Annotated in this window: 11 protein-coding genes; all 11 read right to left on the bottom strand. The window is 65.1% G+C overall.

Annotation, left to right across the window (positions count from 1 at the left end; all coding sequences use genetic code 11):
• Window positions 1–49: 49 nt before the first annotated feature.
• Window positions 50–1279, bottom strand: coding sequence for a type II secretion system F family protein (locus tag E3O42_RS16755; RefSeq protein WP_134455169.1), 1230 nt, complete (start codon window positions 1277–1279; stop codon window positions 50–52).
• On the bottom strand, window positions 1279–2787 hold the full coding sequence (locus tag E3O42_RS16750; RefSeq protein WP_134455167.1) for a type IV pilus twitching motility protein PilT: 1509 nt from the start codon (window positions 2785–2787) through the stop codon (window positions 1279–1281). The genes E3O42_RS16755 and E3O42_RS16750 overlap by 1 nt, the downstream gene beginning before the upstream one ends.
• Before the next feature lie 19 nt (window positions 2788–2806).
• On the bottom strand, window positions 2807–4483 hold the full coding sequence (locus E3O42_RS16745) for a GspE/PulE family protein (RefSeq protein WP_134455165.1): 1677 nt from the start codon (window positions 4481–4483) through the stop codon (window positions 2807–2809).
• A 254-nt stretch (window positions 4484–4737) separates the two neighbouring features.
• A complete protein-coding gene (locus E3O42_RS16740; protein WP_134455163.1) occupies window positions 4738–5418 on the bottom strand; it encodes a hypothetical protein in 681 nt (226 codons plus the stop codon).
• 75 nt (window positions 5419–5493) lie between these two features.
• A complete protein-coding gene (locus E3O42_RS16735) occupies window positions 5494–6192 on the bottom strand; it encodes a hypothetical protein (RefSeq protein WP_134455162.1) in 699 nt (232 codons plus the stop codon).
• Window positions 6193–6402: 210 nt separating this feature from the next.
• Window positions 6403–7110, bottom strand: a complete 708-nt coding sequence (locus E3O42_RS16730) for a hypothetical protein (protein ID WP_134455160.1) — start codon at window positions 7108–7110, stop codon at window positions 6403–6405.
• Window positions 7111–7195: 85 nt separating this feature from the next.
• Window positions 7196–10084, bottom strand: a complete 2889-nt coding sequence (locus E3O42_RS16725) for a putative bifunctional diguanylate cyclase/phosphodiesterase (RefSeq protein WP_134455159.1) — start codon at window positions 10082–10084, stop codon at window positions 7196–7198.
• Between the two features lie 93 nt (window positions 10085–10177).
• Entirely contained in the window at window positions 10178–11389 is a 1212-nt protein-coding gene (locus tag E3O42_RS16720) for an Acg family FMN-binding oxidoreductase (protein WP_134455157.1), read from the bottom strand.
• Window positions 11386–12243: a hypothetical protein gene (locus tag E3O42_RS16715; RefSeq protein ID WP_134455155.1), complete on the bottom strand. Its 858-nt coding sequence runs from the start codon at window positions 12241–12243 to the stop codon at window positions 11386–11388. Before E3O42_RS16715 ends, E3O42_RS16720 begins: the two co-directional genes overlap by 4 nt.
• Window positions 12244–12252: 9 nt before the next feature.
• A complete protein-coding gene (locus E3O42_RS16710) occupies window positions 12253–12720 on the bottom strand; it encodes a nitroreductase family deazaflavin-dependent oxidoreductase (RefSeq protein ID WP_198414172.1) in 468 nt (155 codons plus the stop codon).
• 234 nt (window positions 12721–12954) lie between these two features.
• A complete protein-coding gene (locus E3O42_RS16705) occupies window positions 12955–16851 on the bottom strand; it encodes a DNA-directed RNA polymerase subunit beta' (RefSeq protein ID WP_134455153.1) in 3897 nt (1298 codons plus the stop codon).
• Window positions 16852–16860 lie beyond the last annotated feature (9 nt).

The following is a 16860-nucleotide window of genomic DNA, read 5'->3' as shown; positions in this document are numbered from 1 at the left end:
ATGTTAGTGCCCCCAGTTCGGGGGCCATTCCGAGTCGGGCCGTCTAGCGCTATCTGATGTACTGGAAGATGCTGAACATCGGCATGTAGAGGGCGACAATCATGCCGCCCACCACGACCCCGATGAAGGCGATCATGAGCGGTTCGATCAGTGCGGTGAGTTGCTCTGAAGTCGCTTGCACTTCCTGGTCATAGAAATCAGCGATCTTCGCCAACATTTGTTCTAGGGCACCCGCGTCTTCCCCTACAGCGATCATCTGGGTCACCATGGCAGGAAAGACTGGCTCCAAGGAGAGCGGCCCGGCAATTGACTTGCCTTGACGCACCGATTCCTGCACCTTCCGGAGCGCGGACTCCACAACCCAGTTGCCGGAAGTTTCTCCAACGATACTGAGCGACTGCAAAATCGGCACACCGGCTCCGATCATGGTCGAGAAGTTGCGACTGAAACGTGCAATCGCCAATTTCGTCATGAGAATTCCGAAGACCGGGAGTTTCAACTTGACAGGGTCAACGACTTTTCGCACCCTCTCAGTGTTCTTGTTCTTGCTCCACCAAACGGAGAACGCGACACCGAGCACGACGAGCAATGGTGCGAGCCACACCATGATCTTCGACAGCACCACCAGAATCTGAGTCGGAAGTGGGAGTTCGCCTCCGAGCCCCACGAACATCTTTTCAAAGATGGGAACGATGAAGAGGAGCATCCCGATAACGGCGACAACCGTCATGATGAGCACAATCACCGGATAAGCCAGGGCCGACCTGATCGTGTCTCGCAGCTTCGCTTCAGACTCAAAGTTGCCCGCCACTGAGTCGAGTGATTTTTCGAGGAAGCCGCCGGTCTCGCCCGCCCTAACCAAGTTGATCATGATGGGCGGGAACACTATGGCGTGTTTGTCCATCGCCTCCGAGAGGGAGATCCCTGTTTCCACGTCGGTGCGAATGGTTCCGAGAATTGTGGCTAGCTGCTTGTTTTCGGTCTGCTCGGAAAGAATATTTAGTGTTCGCAGGAGTGACAGGCCAGCCGAAGTCATTGTTGCCATCTGGCGACTCATGATGGCGAGGTCTTTAAGCCCTATACGTTTGTTCAACCCCGGCAAGCGGATTTCGGTCCGTAGACCCGTCCCGGCCGCGACCTCAGCAAGCGTGATAGGTGCTAGGCCCATCGTGCGCAGGCGCGCCAAGGCGGATCCTTCGGATGCGGCATCCATGCGACCCTTAGTGGCCTTGCCTGTCGAATCGCGAGCCTTATACGCGAACGTCAGGTTTGCCGCCATCAGAAGCCACGACCAGCGGAGTAGGAGTCGCCGAAGTCAATATTGTCCGTCGACATCGGGGAACCGGCAGTACCGGTCGCCGCCGGATCGACCCGTCTGATGAGTTGCGCGAGACCCTCGAGGTCCTGTGCCTTCTCTTCCGCAGATTCGCGGCTGATGAGGCCTGCATCAACGAGTTCAGCCAGGTGCTGGTCCATGGTGTGCATGCCCAGGCCACGGCCGGCCTGCATGGCTGACGGGATTTGGTAGGTCTTGCCCTCACGGATGAGGTTGGCGATTGCGGAAGTGGCGAACATGACCTCAGTGGCCACCACGCGGCCGTCATCGACTCGCTTCACCAGGGTCTGGCAGATAACGCCCTGCAGCGTCGCGGCCAGCTGGGAGCGCACCTGGGCCTGCTGATGGGGCGGGAAGACGTCGATCATGCGGTCGATGGTCTGTGGAGCACTCTGGGTGTGCAGGGTCGCGAAGACGAGGTGGCCCGTCTCCGCCGCGGTGATTGCAACGGAGATGGTCTCGAGGTCACGCAGCTCGCCGATCAGGATCACGTCGGGGTCTTGCCGGAGGACGTGTTTCAGGGCTGCGGCGAAGCTCTTGGTGTCGCTACCGACCTCACGCTGGTTCACCAGGGACATCCGGTGCTTGTGCAGAAACTCGATCGGATCTTCCACGGTGACGATGTGGTCGGCGCGGGTGCGGTTCACCTCGTCGACAAGCGCGGCCAGGGTGGTGGACTTGCCCGACCCGGTCGGACCGGTGACGAGCACCAGCCCGCGCGGCATCGCAGCGAAGCGGGCCACCGACTCGGGCATACCCAGCTCCTTGAGCGGCTTGATGTCCCGCGGGATGAGCCGGAATGCGGCGCCGATCGAGCCACGCTGCTGGTAGTAGTTGACCCGGAAGCGGGCGCCGTTGGCGGTATACGCGAAGTCGAGCTCCAATTCCCGCTCGAACTCCATGTGCTGCGCAGGGGTGAGAATGCTGAGCAGGGCGCTCGATACCTTGTCGAACATCCAGCGAGTCGAATTGTCGAGCGGGCGCAGGCTGCCGTTCACGCGGAGGTTGGGCGGGGCGCCCACAGTGATATGCAGGTCGGAGCCGTTGAGGTCGAGCACCTCCTGTAGGGCATCCAGAAGGTCCTGATCGACGCCCGCGGGCTCCTCCGTGCGCTGGGCGCGCCGAGGGCGAACGGGGTCGGCGCCCTCCGACCGAGGCCGGAGCACCCGGACCTGCTCCGCCCCGTCCAGCGCCGAGCGGGTGAGGTCAGGCCGGGTGTCCTCGCCCGACCGGGTCGGTTCAGCGTGTGTCGGCGACACTGTCACGACTTCCGCTGGCAGGTCGTACTTGGAGACGAAGGGCGCTGAGCCGGCGGCAGGGGAATCTGACGGGTCCTGGAGATACCACGGCTCCGGCTCGGTGGCGGGGGCCGCCGGGTCGGCGCTGGCTTCCTCGTCGCCGTTCGGACGCTGCGGCGGGGTCACCGGAATGTCGTAGATGGGCTGGCTCATGTTGGTGTCCCCTTTTGCACTACGCGACCACTCGCAAGATTTCTTCGATCGATGTCAAACCCAGGCGGGCTTTCGCCCAGCCGTCTTCGCGGAGGGTGATCATGCCCTGGTCGCGCGCGACGCGGGCGATCTCAGCACTGGATGCGCGAGCGACGGCGAGCCGCTCGATCTCCTCGGTCACCGTCATGACTTCATGCACGGCAAGTCGGCCGCGGTAGCCGGTTTTTGAGCAGTGGGTGCAGCCGACGGGCTCGTAGATCGTCGGCAACGGCAGCTCCGGGTCGAACGCGAAGCGCAACCGGGTCAGGCCTTCGGCGGTCAACACGGACGGCGCCTTGCACTTGTCGCACAGACGCCGGGCCAGTCGTTGGGCGACCACACAGTCGAGGGCGGAGCCGACCAGGAATGGTTCGATGCCCATTTCGGTGAGCCGGGTGATCGCGCTCGGTGCGTCGTTGGTGTGCAGGGTTGACAAGACAAGGTGGCCGGTGAGCGAGGCCTCGATGGCGATCTGCGCGGTCTCGTGGTCGCGGATCTCACCCAGCAGCACCACATCCGGGTCGCTGCGCAGGATGGAACGCAGCGCGTTGGCGAAGGTAAGGCCGGCCTTCACGTTGACCTGAACCTGGTTGATGCCCGCCATGCGGTACTCCACCGGGTCTTCGACGGTGATCACGTTGATCTCGGGGCGGGCGACCGCACCGAGGGTGGTGTACAAGGTTGTGGACTTGCCCGAGCCGGTGGGGCCGGTGATCAGGATCATGCCGTAGGGCTTGGAGTATGCGGTCTTGTAGGCCTCGAAGTTACGCTCGAGCAGCGCCAACGCCCGCACATCAAGGGTCGTGCTGGAGTTGTCGAGAATTCGCATGACGACCTTTTCGCCCCACACCGTGGGCAGCGTCGCCACGCGCAGGTCGATTTGCCGGCCCGCGTGCCGCACCGTCATACGGCCGTCCTGGGGTTTGCGGCGTTCGGCAATGTCGATGTCGCTCATGATCTTGAGCCTGGAAATGACACCGTTTTGGATGCTCTTGGGTGCGGTCTGCATCTCGTGCAGCACCCCGTCGATGCGGTAGCGCACCCGCAGGCTGTGCTCGCCGGGTTCGATGTGGATGTCGGACGCGAGGTCCTGGATGGCCTGGCTGACGAGCAGGTTCACGAACCGTACGATCGGGGCATCGTCGTCTCCCGCATCGGAGACGCCGAAGGAGGCGCTTTCGGCAGCAGCAGCGGCGTTCTCTTCTTCGAGGGTGGAGGTGAGGTCGCTGAGTTCGCCATCGGCCCGGTGGTAACGGCTGATGGCGGCGAGCAGATCGGAGCGCTCGGCGACGACCTGGGCGACACGCATCCCGGACGCCTCGCGCACATCGTCGACGGCGAAGACGTTTCCGGGGTCGACCATGGCCAGCACCAGGCGGTTGCCGTCGATGAGCACCGGCAACACCTCGTGCCGCCGGCAGACCCCGACCGGCACGAGCGCAACGGCCAGGCGGTCGACGGGGTAGTCGGCGAGTTCGACGAAGGGAAGGTTTGCCTGCGCGGCCCGGGCCTTGGCGAACTGCACCTCGGTGATGACGCCCTTGTCAACGAGGGCGCGCACCGCGGACTCGTCGGCCGGGTCGCCCGCCAGGAGGGTGTCCAGAACCTCGATCGGCAGTAGGCCGTGCAGGATCAGAATCTCAGTGAGAGTCGCCATGAGAACCTCCCCATCCGGGCTTTAGCTGCGAGGAAACGGAGCGCACGCAGCTGGTGAACCAGCGCCCGAATGAGATGACGAATCACGCTATCCCGGACCGATTCGGGTGGCGAGAACCACCTTCGGGGGCCAGGGCATTGGCCAGCCCTCCCGGTGCGAACCAGGGGGTCGAGGCCTATCTGTACCTTAGTGGCTGGGGCGCCAGATACGGGCAATCCAGAGGCTTTGGGCGTGGGCGGCGGGCGTTCAGCTGGTCAGGCGCCGGCCCAGATGGTGCCGACCATGTCGTGGGTGTAGCCATCAGGGCCGGCATTCACCCACACGGTGGCCAGCCAGATGCCGCCTCGCAGGAAATGCGACTGGCCGAAGTTGTCGGTGTCGGTGGAGGTCTCGGTGATGCAGCGGAGCCCCTCGAGCTCTTCGTAGCATTCCATGCCCAGAGCGCGGAGGCGCGCGTCGACGGCGGCGGTCTGTTCCGCGGTCACCCACACGACGTTCGTGGACACACCGCTGCCGGACGCCCCGGCGGCACTGACCCATCGGCAGCTGAGGTGCTCGCTGGCATTGATGATCGCGAGCAGCTCGGGGTCGTCGGCGCCGTCGCGCACGTCGGCGGCGGGCTCGGTGGTCCAGGCCGGGTTGAGCACCTGGTCGGCGAACGCGCCGACCATCGCGGGGCTGTAGATCTCCTCGCACGAGGCCGGTTTGGGCGTGCCTGGCGCGAGCGAGGCGGTGGGCGCGGCGACCGGGACCGCAGCCGGCGGCGCGGCGGGTGCCGGCCGGCCGGCCGGGCTGACCTCGGGGGTGCTCGCCGGCCAGGGCATGGAGACTACCCACACCGCGGCCGCCACGACGAATACGGTCACGATGCCGCCCAGGATCAGCAGCACCCACTGGCGGCCGGGCGTGATCGTCGGTGTTCCGTGATCGGACATGCGGCCTCCCTGAGCGCGATCCTCCCGGAGGATTTTGCGCACAGCATAGCCCGGACCGGGCGAGGCAGGTGCTGGTTAGGCGCCGGCCCAGACCGTTCCGACCATGTCGTGAGTGTAGCCATCCGGGCCCGCGTTCACGTAGTGGGTGGCCAGCCAGATGCCGTCGCGCAGAAAGTGCGACTCTCCGGAGGTGCCTTCGCCCTCGGTGGTCGACTCCATGACACACCGGATGCCGCCGAGCTCTTCGTAGCAGCTCTGGCCGAGAGCGTTCAGGCGCTGGTGGGCCGCCTCGGACTGTTCGGGGGTGACGAAGACCACGTTGGTGGTGAGTCCGCTGTCGGAGCCGCCGCCCTCGCTGCCCCAGATGCACGTGAGGTGTTCGGCGCTTTGAATCATGCTGGCCAGCTCGGAGTCTTGAGTTCCGGCCTGCATTGCGGCCTGCGGATCGGAGGACCAGGACGGGTTGAGCGAGCGGGTCTCGCTGAAGGTCGCCATCATGGCCGGGCTGTAAATCGCCTCACAGGTCGCCGGGTGCGGGCCGGCTGGCGCGCTCGCGGTGGGGGCGGCGCTGGCAACGGCGAGCGGCTCGGCCGTCGCGGACGGCGTGGGGCGAGTGCCCGGCAGGGTGTCGCTGCCAGACGGCGTGCCCGCTCCCCCACGCCAGACCACGAGCACCACGATCAGGGCCACAACCAACAGCACGCCGACCGCGCCGAGGGCGAACCACAGCGGGCGGCGAGACGGTGAACCAGTCGGCAACGTTGCAGCACCCATGGCGGTGACCCCCTCAGAGAATTTCCCCCAGCCTAGCTGGGTGTTTGCCCCCGGGCCCGATGCGGGGCATCATGGGTTGCGAGCCACCGTGTGTTCATGACTCCTTGTTGCGCGACCTAGTCCGCACTGTCTGTCACACGGTGGCTCCTCGCTGGTTGAGCTTGTCGAAACCTGGTGACGTGCCTCGACAATCTCGACCAACGACGTAGGTCAGCCCTCTGGCCAGAGGTTGTTCACGATGTCGAGCGTGTATCCCTCAGGACCGGCATTCGAGTACTCCGTCGCCACCCAGATTCCGTCGCGCAGGAAGTGCGACTCGCCGAAGTAGCCCTCGTCGTTCGAGCCCTCCGTGGTGCAACGCAGCCCGCCCTGTTGTTCGGAGCAACTGTCGCCACGGTCGGCCAGATGGGCCTGGATCGTGGCGCTGTCTTCGGCGTCCACCCACACCACGACGGTGGAGACGCCGGCTCCGGACGGCCCCTCGGGCATCCCCCACTGGCACAGGAGGGAGTCATTCGCATCGATGACCCCCTGCTGCACGGGGTCATCCTCGCCGATCTTCATGTCGTTGTCGAGCTCGTCCAGCCACGCCGGGTTGAGTTCCATTCTGCCGAACGCGGCAACCATCTCGGCGCTGTACAAGTCGTCGCAGGATGCCGGCTGCGGCGTGCCAGGGGCTGCCGAACTGCCCGGGGCGGGGGTTGCACCGGCTCCGGTGCCGGGGACCGGTGTGGTGGGCGCTACGGTCGCGGACGGCGTGGGCCGGGCCGCTTCGGTGGCGACCGGGTTGACGCCTCCGCGTGGCCAGAACACTCCGACGAGGATTGCCGAGACTGCGAGTACGGCAGCGAGCACCCCGATGATCACCCACAGCCGGCGTTTCGCCGGAGGGGGTGCCGGTGTTGGCGCAGCGCCCATGAGTGACTTCCTCGCGGTTATCGCACAGCATAGTCCGACGGCTGCGCAGCGCTACTGGCCGACCGCGGGATCTCGAGGTCGCGGGTCAGGTGCGAAAGAGGACCGCGGGGGACGCACTGGGCGCCGGCTTCGAAAAGAGGTAACCCTGGCCGTAACGGCAGCCCATCCCCTGCAGGAGGTCTCGCTGCTTGGTGGTCTCGATGCCCTCGGCCACCACATCCAGCTTCAAAGAGTCCGCCAGTCGGAGGATGCCCTCCACGATCGCCCGATCATGGTCAGACCGTTCGAGGTCGCGAATGAACGACAGGTCGATCTTCAGCAGGTCAACGGTGAACGCGCGCAGGTGTGTGAACGACGAGTAGCCGGTGCCGAAATCGTCGATGGCGAGCCGCACGCCGAGGGCTCGCAGCTCCTGGAAGGTCCGGGCGGTCGAGTCGATCGCCTCGAGCACTGCGCTCTCGGTGAGCTCCAGCCAGAGCTGGTCGGGGGGTAGACCCGAGTCTTTGAGCGCGCGCTGGACGACCGCACCGAAGTCATCCTGCACGAACTGCCGGGCCGACACGTTGACGCTGACGGCCATGCCACGCTCCAGGGCGGTCGCCGCGTGGCAGGCCTGGCTCAGCACCGTTGTTCCGATCCCCTTGATCAGACCGACCTCTTCGGCAATCGCGATGAACTCCGCCGGGGAGACCAGCCCGCGCTCGGGCCGCCGCCAGCGCGCGAGGGCCTCGGTGGCCACGACTCGGTGTTCCTGCAGGTCCACGATCGGCTGGTACCACGTCTCGATCTGGCCCAGGGCCACGGCATCGCGCAGAGCCAGCTCAGTGTCGAGCCGCTGGTGAATGCGGTAGCGCAGGTCGTCGTCGAAGACTTCGTAGCGGGCACGGCCCCGCCCCTTCGCCAGGTACATCGCCTGATCCGCGTTGCGCAGCAGCGACTCGGCGTCGTCATACCCGAGACCGAAGGCGATACCGATGCTGGCGTCAACGGATGCACTCTGCTCGCCGAGCAGGATCGGCTCGGCGATTGCCATCTGGAGGGTTGCGGCGATCTTGTGCACGTCCCCGCTGCTGCCCACATCCGGGCAGATGACCACGAATTCGTCCCCGCCGATGCGGGACACCGTATCGGTCGCCCTGGCGTGCTGGCGCAGCCGCGCTCCCACCTGGATCAGGACGGCGTCGCCGGCGTGATGGCCGAGGCTGTCGTTGACGAATTTGAATTTGTCGAGGTCGATGAACAGCACGGCGATTGCCGTACCGCGACGCGACGCCTGGAGGAGAGCCTGGTTCAGCCGGTCGAGCAGCAGCAGGCGATTGGGCAGGTTCGTCAGCGGGTCGTGGAAAGCCAGGTGCTCGACCCGGGCTTCGGCCAGGCGCCGCGCGGTGATGTCCTCGAGCTGGTACAGGAACCCGCCGGCCTGCTCGCCCTCGTGAATCTCGGCGATGCTGACCTTGACCCAGGTTTCCTCGCCGTCCTCGCGTCGCATCCGACGGTCCATGCGGCGGCCAGTGGGACCGTCAACGCCGCCGGCCGCGGACGCTGCGCCATCACTGGCGTTCGCCGGCATGAAGATCGCCTCGATGGGCTCGCTCACCACCGGGCTCAACGGCCCGGCAAGGCCCAAGAGCCGCTTGTTCGCCGCGAGTACCGTTCCATGGAGCGACACAATGGCCGTTCCGAGCGGCGACGACGCGAAGGCAGCCTCGAAGAGGGCACTCGCCGCCGCCGCCGCGTTTTCGGCAGCGCGCAGCGCGGTCACGTCGGTGACGCTGGCCAGGTGCCCGGTCACACCCATCGCGTCGGTCATCGGGGCGGTGCTCACCTGCACCCAGTTGACCTGCCCGGCGGGAGTGCGCACTCGCAAGGTCGTCTCGTAGGGCTCCCCGGCGGCGACGTACTGTTGCCATTCGTGGCGAACCCGGTCGGCGTCTTCGGGATGCATTGCCGTGGCCCAGCCGTCGCGCCGCGACTGGTGCTTCGTGAGCCCGGTGAGTGCGAGCCACTGGTCGTTGGCAGAGATGAGCCCGCCCGCGGCATCCAGCTGCACGATGCCCACCGGTGCGATCTTAATCAGCGTGTGCAGTTTGTCGGCCGTCTCCGCGAGCTGCCGGGTGCGGGAGTCGACAGTCACCTCGAGGGTCTGGTTGGCGTCGGCGAGGGCGTGCATGGCGGCGTCGCGCTGGCGATCAAGAGTGCGCAGCCGACGGGCCGCGATCCAGGCCAGCCCCGTGCCGAGCACTGTCATGGTCGCGATCATAATGGTGACACCGAACAGCGTGTCGTACCAGCCCAGGCCCCGGCCCGCCAGGTCGAGAAGCCCCAGCACGAACGGGCCGAGGAACAGAACTGGAATGACCGGGCGAAGCAGGTGCCCCGCGCTGCCCGGGTCCCGCAACAGCGCGATCAGACCGTTGGCGGGACGCTGCAGCAGGATCGACAGCGACAAGATCGCCAGCCCGAGCGCCGTGGGCAGGGCCATGCTTGTGAATCCGCCGATGGCGTAGAGAGTGGAGACCCCGTAGGCGTAGCCGAGAGCCGCGATCAGGCTGATCGTGAGCGCGCTGAGAGCGAGTGCGAGCATCACGCTGGCTCGGGTGAGCCGACTGGCAATGATGGATGCCCCGAGCAGCACCAGCGATACCGCCGTGGCCGGCGCCATACGCGCGGATTGGCCGTCGAAGTCGATTCCGAGCTCGTCGATGCCGAGCGGTACCCCGAAGACGAACTCGGCCAGGGTGAGCGCACCGATCGCGGTAATGGCGAGACCCAGGACCAGGGTGACTCGGCGCCGGCCCAGCATCATCACGGCAGCTGAGACCAGAATGCAGGCCACGGCGGTCATCGGCTTGACCGCCCAGAGTCCGACGATGGCCCCGGGGATCGTTCCGAAGCCGACGTACCAGCCGATGAGCACGACCACTCCGACGGCCCCGATGACGGCCGCCCCGACGTGACTGGCCAACCGCATCATGTGCCTCTGCTCCCGATAGGCAGGAGCGCCGGTCGTCCTGAGAATTCTACCGGTCCGCCGCTCGCTGTGGAGTTTCGACTCAGGTCCCACGAATCAGGGCGTGCGCAAGAGGGACGTCACATCGCGCCTCATCGACACCGGATACTCGATCGTGGGGGTGCCGACGCGGACGAGCATCTGGATCGTTTGCCCCTCAGGTGCGTACTCAGCATGGATTGCCGCATAGGGCACGGCCATCGTCGGGTATTCCTGCAGGACCTGGCTCAACGGTTGCATGACCAGGCCGAGGGTGCGGGCGTGGAGGGAGAACTGCGCATACAGGATCCCGGCCTCGACCTGCTCCGTGCGGGTGTTTGCCGGCGTACTGATGAGTCCGTATGCGGCCGTGTTGTGCACGCCGGCATCCGTCAGGGCGATCGCATTCCTGGCTCCGGCAGTGTCGTCGTTCAGGGCGGGAAAAGCCGTGATGAGACCCTGGAGAAAGTATTTCTTGAATCCCGTGGTTCCCTGGCCCTCCACGGCGAATCCCGAACGCGCCTCGTTCTTGGCTTGCTCCGTACCATGGAACACTGCTGCGCTCTCCGCGGTGGCAGCCGGGTACTGAGTTTCGATCAGGGTTCCCTCGACGCCGAAAGCGCCGAGTGTGGTCATGTCCTGCTTGTCGCTGAGTATGGACAGACGTGCCGCAGAGTTGTCGGCGAGGGCCGTCAGCGCTTCCGTCTGCGCCCTGGTCAGGGGCGCCGCCGTGTACGGGGCACGATTCGTGTCGGAAATGAACAGGGACGAGTAGTCCTCGGTGGCCACGGATGGGTCCTTCGCCAGGGTGACCCGAGCAACCGGCCGCTGACTCATCGACTTCTTCAGGTCGGTCTCGTCATAGCTCCCGTCCGGGAACAACTCGAACGAGGCCGAGTACCCCAGCTCCTCGGCAGCGACCCGGAGGTAGGCGAGAAAGGCTCCCTGCGAAACCACGGTCTGCCGTGAATCCGGATCGACTGCCGGAGTGAGTCGGCTCGGGTCTGCGTAAAGGTAGAGAACGCTCGCATCGGCCGTGTCGAGCACAACGTTCCACGGCTGCATATTGTGTCCGCTCGGCGCCAGGACCGCATGGGCGACAACCTGCATTCGAGCGTCGGTCGACTGCTGGTAGTACGTCACGTTCCACGGCTGGAGGTAGGTCGCGGGAACGAACACTCCACCGACAATCAGGATCGCACCGAGACCCAGCCCGAGCACGCCGGCGACCGCCCCGATCGTGATGAACACGATTCGTCGGACACGGTGCTTCTGTGGCGTGTGGCTCAAGGGCGCTCCGTTCGAAGCGTTCCCAGGAACCAACTCAGCACGCCAACGATGACCGCCGCCATGGTACCGATCGGAATCATGACCCCCCACGACGCCGGCGCGCGAAGGGCCATCTGCACGAACGGCGTGATCAGAATCGGCAGGCAGGTCAGGAGGAGAAATACGAGGAAGGCCGCTGTGATCGGGTGAGCGAAGGCCCGTCGGTGAAGTAGCCCAACACCGGCCCACACTGCTGCCGGGAGAAAAAACGCATAGTCGAGGATGTGGACGGGATTGGTTGGCAGGGCCATGTCGATGACGCTTTGAGGCCTCACGCCAGCGAGCAGAGCGGGCAGATCCTCCGAAAGCCAGAGCAGGCCGAACAACCCGGCCACCACCAGCAGAGTCCACGCCGCCACCACAGTGGCACGATTGTGCGCAAAGCGCTCAACCGCCCCCGCCCGGGTGAAGGACACCAACCCGCCGATCAGGGCGAAGAGGCTCAGGCCGAGCACCCCGACCCACACCGGGAAGATCGGACCGAACGGTATTGAGAAGGTGTAGATCACGTAACTGTAGACGGTGAACGCGACCGCCCCCAGGCAGAGCAGGCCCGCGCGATACGACCCGCGCAGAGCCAGAACGGCGCAGAGTACTACCAACGGCGCGACCACGACAGCATTGATGATGTCCTGTGCGAGCGCCTGGAACAGAAAGGCCGAGGTCAGACTGTCGTAGATTCCGTCGACGGAGAGTCCAACCACGCTGCCGACGAAGGCCAGGGCAGCAGCGGCGATCGACAGACCCAACCAGGTTCTCGCCCCGGTATGCGCTCGTCGTTGGTCGACCGCTTCAGACACAATGTCCGCATTCATGGCTGGTCCCTACCGGACATCCCGGACCTTGAACACGGGGAAATCAGCTGCGATGGTCTCGAATGCCGCGACCGGCTCCGACCGATCGACCGGAAAGTGCGGCCGGGCGCCCGGTGCTTGCGCCAGAAAGGCCTTGAGAATCGGAGGGCGAGCATCCGCGCGAACCTCCTCGAGCAGCACCTGTCGCCTGCGTCCGGCGTGGATGACGGCTTTCCCATTCGCGGCCCGCACATTACGCACCCATCGCGACCCCTGGCCCAGCATCGAGACCACGTACTCACCGCCTTCGTAGCGGGCGACCACGAGCGGCAGGGTGAGCAGCGTGCGCGACTTCGGATTGACCGTCTCGAGGCTCACAGCGCCATGGCCGACGATGCCGAGAGAGAACACCAGTGCGCTGATTCGGTTCAAGAACCGCGCCCGCCGGTTCGGGCGTCCGCCGGCGTACATCTGCCGGAGGGACTCGTCACGATTCATGACGCACCGCGTGTTTTGGAGAAGAAGCTGGTCTTCATGGGGCCCAGCGTATCTGTGGGATGGCGCCGGTCACGGGGTGAGACGGTCGAAACTGGTGAACATGCGTGCAATCTGAGGTCGTCGAGCGGGATCTCGACAGGCTCGATCAGCGTGTGGGCACGATCAGCGGCGAAGGGGCGCTAACGGGGAATGGCCCCCTGCGTGAGCAGGGGGCCATCCGGGAATCACACTCGGTTAGTTGTACGTACCGGGGGTGAAGTCGTCCGACGAGAAGCTGTCGAAGTCGACGAAGCTCAGGTCACCCTCGGTGAACGCTGCATCATCGGTGAAGATGCGGTTCGGGTAACGCTCAGCCTTGGCCTCATCCGTTGCCTCGACGTTGACGTCGCGGTAGCGGGGAAGACCGGTGCCGGCCGGGATCAACTTACCGATGATCACGTTCTCCTTCAGGCCCATCAGCGGGTCGCTCTTGCCTTCCATGGCCGCCTGGGTCAGAACCCGGGTGGTCTCCTGGAAGGAAGCGGCCGACAGCCACGACTCGGTAGCCAGCGAAGCCTTGGTGATACCCATGACTTCCTGACGAGCCGAAGCCGTCTTCTTGCCCTCGGTGAGCGCGGTGCGGTTGAGGTCGTTGTACTTCAACCGGTCAACGAGCTCGCCCGGCAGCAGGCCGGTGTCGCCGTGCTCAACAACAGTCACCTTGCGAAGCATCTGACGAACGATGACCTCGATGTGCTTGTCGTGAATCGGCACGCCCTGCGAACGGTAGACATCCTGCACGCCACCAACGAGGTGCTTCTGCACCGCGCGGACACCCTTGACACGAAGAACTTCCTTCGGGTCGACGGCGCCGATGATGATCTGCGTCCCGAGCTCCACGTGCTGGCCATCCTCAACGAGGAGGGTCGCGCGCTTGAGCACCGGGTAGGCGATGGCTTCGTCACCGTTGTCGGGAGTCAGGATCACCTTGCGGCTACGATCCGTGTCCTCGATGGTGATGCGGCCGGCAACGTCGACGATCGGCGATGCACCCTTGGGGGTACGCGCCTCGAAGAGCTCCTGCACCCGGGGCAGACCCTGGGTGATGTCGTCTGCGGATGCGGAACCACCGGTGTGGAAGGTACGCATGGTCAGCTGCGTGCCGGGCTCACCGATCGACTGTGCGGCGATGATGCCGACGGCCTCTCCGATGTCCACGAGCAGGCCGGTGGCGAGCGAACGGCCGTAGCAGACCGCACACACACCGACAGCAGACTCGCAGGTCAGCACCGAGCGCACCTTGATGTTCTCGACACCGGCGGCAACCAGCTTCTCGATCATCACGTCACCGACGTCGTCTCCGGCGTCAGCGACGACCTCACCCTTGGCGTTGACCGCGGGGGCGGCCAGGCTGCGGGCGTAGACCGCGTTCTCCACGTTGGGGTGGCGAACAAGCGTTCCGGCGGCGTCGACCGTAGCGATCGGCAGTTCGAGACCCTTGGTCGTACCGCAGTCGTCTTCGCGGATGATGACATCCTGCGAGACGTCGACGAGACGACGCGTGAGGTACCCGGAGTCTGCGGTACGCAGAGCGGTGTCGGCCAGACCCTTACGAGCACCGTGAGTAGCAATGAAGTACTCGGCGACGGACAGGCCTTCGCGGTAGCTCGAGATAATCGGGCGAGGGATGATCTCACCCTTCGGGTTGTTAACCAGACCACGCATACCGGCGATGTTTCGCACCTGCAGCCAGTTACCACGAGCACCAGAGGTGACCATCCGGTTGATCGTGTTGTCGGCCGGGAAGTTCGCCTGCATGGCCGCGGCGACGTCTTCGGTCGCCTTGGTCCAGATCTGGATGAGCTCCTGACGACGCTCGAGGTCGGTCGTGAGACCCTTCTCGAACTGCGACTGAACCTTCGCGGCCATCTTCTCGTAGGTACCGACGATCTCCTTCTTGTTCGGAGGCGTCAGGATGTCGCTGAGCGCGACGGTCACACCGGAGCGAGTGGCCCAGTAGAAGCCGGCGTCCTTGATGCGGTCCAGCGTTGCCGCCACTTCCACCTTCGGGTACCGCTCTGCCAGGTCGTTCACGATGGCCGAGAGGGTGCCCTTGTCGGCAACCTTCTCGAAGTACGGATAGTCCGCCGGCAGCGCCTCGTTGAAGATGGCGCGGCCCAGCGTGGTGTTCACCAGTACGGTTCCCACGGCCTGACCGGCGACCAGCTCGACACCGTCGGGCTGGGTGCCCTCGGTGAAGTACAGGTCGCTGATGCGGATGCGCACCTTGGCGTTCAGGTCGAGCGACTTCTGGTCGTGGGCCAGGATGGCCTCGGAGACAGAGGTGAACGCGCGGCCTTCGCCGGTGACGCCTTCCTTGAGCGTGGTCAGGTGGTGCAGACCGATGATCATGTCCTGGGTGGGCAGGGTCACCGGGCGACCGTCAGACGGCTTCAGGATGTTGTTCGAGGCGAGCATCAGGATGCGCGCTTCGGCCTGGGCCTCCATGGACAGTGGCAGGTGCACAGCCATCTGGTCACCGTCGAAGTCGGCGTTGAACGCCGCACAGACGAGGGGGTGCAGCTGGATGGCCTTACCCTCCACGAGCTGAGGTTCGAAGGCCTGGATACCGAGGCGGTGCAGCGTGGGTGCACGGTTCAGCAGAACCGGGCGCTCACGGATGATCTCCTCGAGCACGTCCCAAACCTGCGGGCGGCTGCGCTCGACCATGCGCTTGGCGGCCTTGATGTTCTGAGCGTGGCTCAGGTCGATCAGGCGCTTGATCACGAACGGCTTGAAGAGCTCCAGAGCCATCTGCTTGGGCAGACCACACTGGTGCAGCTTCAGCTGCGGGCCGACGATGATGACCGAACGGCCGGAGTAGTCGACGCGCTTGCCGAGCAGGTTCTGACGGAACCGACCCTGCTTACCCTTGAGCATGTCGCTCAGGGACTTGAGGGCGCGGTTACCGGTACCCGTGACGGGACGGCCACGACGACCGTTGTCGAAGAGCGCGTCAACGGCCTCCTGCAGCATCCGCTTCTCGTTGTTCACGATGATCTCGGGGGCACCGAGGTCAAGCAGACGACGCAGACGGTTGTTGCGGTTGATCACACGACGGTAGAGGTCGTTGAGGTCGGAGGTCGCGAAACGGCCACCGTCGAGCTGCACCATCGGGCGCAGTTCCGGCGGGATGACCGGCACGACGTCGAGCACCATCGCGGCCGGCGAGTTGCCGGTCATGATGAAGGCGTTGACGACGCGCAGACGCTTGATAGCGCGGATCTTCTTCTGACCCTTGCCCTCGGCGATCTGCAGGTGCAGGTTTTCGCTCTCGGTGACCAGGTCGAAGGCCTCGAGGCGCTTCTTGATGGCCTCGGCGCCCATGAAGGCCTCGAAGTACATGCCGAAGCGGTCCTGGAGCTCGTGGAACACGGAGTCCTCGGGCTTGAGGTCGCCGACCTTGAGGGTGCGGAAGTCTTCCCACACACGCTCGAGGTGAGCGATCTGCTCGTCCAGGGCCTTGCGGACCTGGGACATCTCCTTCTCGGCGGCGTCCTTGGTGCGCTTCTTCTGGTCGCTCTTGGCGCCTTCGGCCTCCAGCGCTGCGAGGTCGGTTTCGAGGCGCTGCAGGCGGTCGGCGATGCGGGAGTCGCGTGAACCTTCGAGGGTCTTGATCTCGAGGCGCAGTTCGTTCTCCAGTCCAGGCATGTCCTGGTGGCGACCGTCTTCGTCGACCTCGATGACCATGTAGGCGGCGAAGTAGATGACCTTTTCGAGGTCCTTCGGAGCCATGTCCAGCAGGTAACCGAGACGCGAGGGCACACCCTTGAAGTACCAGATGTGGGTGACCGGGGCGGCGAGCTCGATGTGGCCCATGCGCTCACGGCGCACCGACGACTTCGTGACCTCTACACCACAGCGCTCACAGACGATGCCTTTGAAGCGCACTCGCTTGTACTTGCCGCACGAGCACTCCCAGTCGCGGGACGGTCCGAAGATCTGCTCTCCGAAGAGACCATCCTTTTCCGGCTTGAGCGTGCGGTAGTTGATGGTTTCGGGCTTCTTGACCTCACCGTGCGACCAACGACGGATGTCGTCAGCGGTGGCCAGGCCAATGCGAAGCTCGTCAAATGTTGTTACGTCGAGCAATTTCTCTCC

Origin of the sequence: Cryobacterium adonitolivorans, from assembly GCF_004402695.1 — a bacterium.
GTDB classification, from domain to species: Bacteria; Actinomycetota; Actinomycetes; order Actinomycetales; family Microbacteriaceae; genus Cryobacterium; species Cryobacterium adonitolivorans.
Note: the sequence above shows the minus strand (reverse complement) of the source record. Positions and strands in the feature narration are given on the sequence as shown.

Excerpts from the sequence above, each read along its gene's own strand:
- E3O42_RS16755 (WP_134455169.1), bottom strand. The coding sequence starts at position 1,279 with ATGGCGGCAAACCTGACGTTCGCGTATAAGGCTCGCGATTCGACAGGC.
- E3O42_RS16750 (WP_134455167.1), bottom strand. The coding sequence starts at position 2,787 with ATGAGCCAGCCCATCTACGACATTCCGGTGACCCCGCCGCAGCGTCCG.
- E3O42_RS16745 (WP_134455165.1), bottom strand. The coding sequence starts at position 4,483 with ATGGCGACTCTCACTGAGATTCTGATCCTGCACGGCCTACTGCCGATC.
- E3O42_RS16740 (WP_134455163.1), bottom strand. The coding sequence starts at position 5,418 with ATGTCCGATCACGGAACACCGACGATCACGCCCGGCCGCCAGTGGGTG.
- E3O42_RS16735 (WP_134455162.1), bottom strand. The coding sequence starts at position 6,192 with ATGGGTGCTGCAACGTTGCCGACTGGTTCACCGTCTCGCCGCCCGCTG.
- E3O42_RS16730 (WP_134455160.1), bottom strand. The coding sequence starts at position 7,110 with ATGGGCGCTGCGCCAACACCGGCACCCCCTCCGGCGAAACGCCGGCTG.
- E3O42_RS16725 (WP_134455159.1), bottom strand. The coding sequence starts at position 10,084 with ATGATGCGGTTGGCCAGTCACGTCGGGGCGGCCGTCATCGGGGCCGTC.
- E3O42_RS16715 (WP_134455155.1), bottom strand. The coding sequence starts at position 12,243 with ATGAATGCGGACATTGTGTCTGAAGCGGTCGACCAACGACGAGCGCAT.
- E3O42_RS16710 (WP_198414172.1), bottom strand. The coding sequence starts at position 12,720 with ATGAATCGTGACGAGTCCCTCCGGCAGATGTACGCCGGCGGACGCCCG.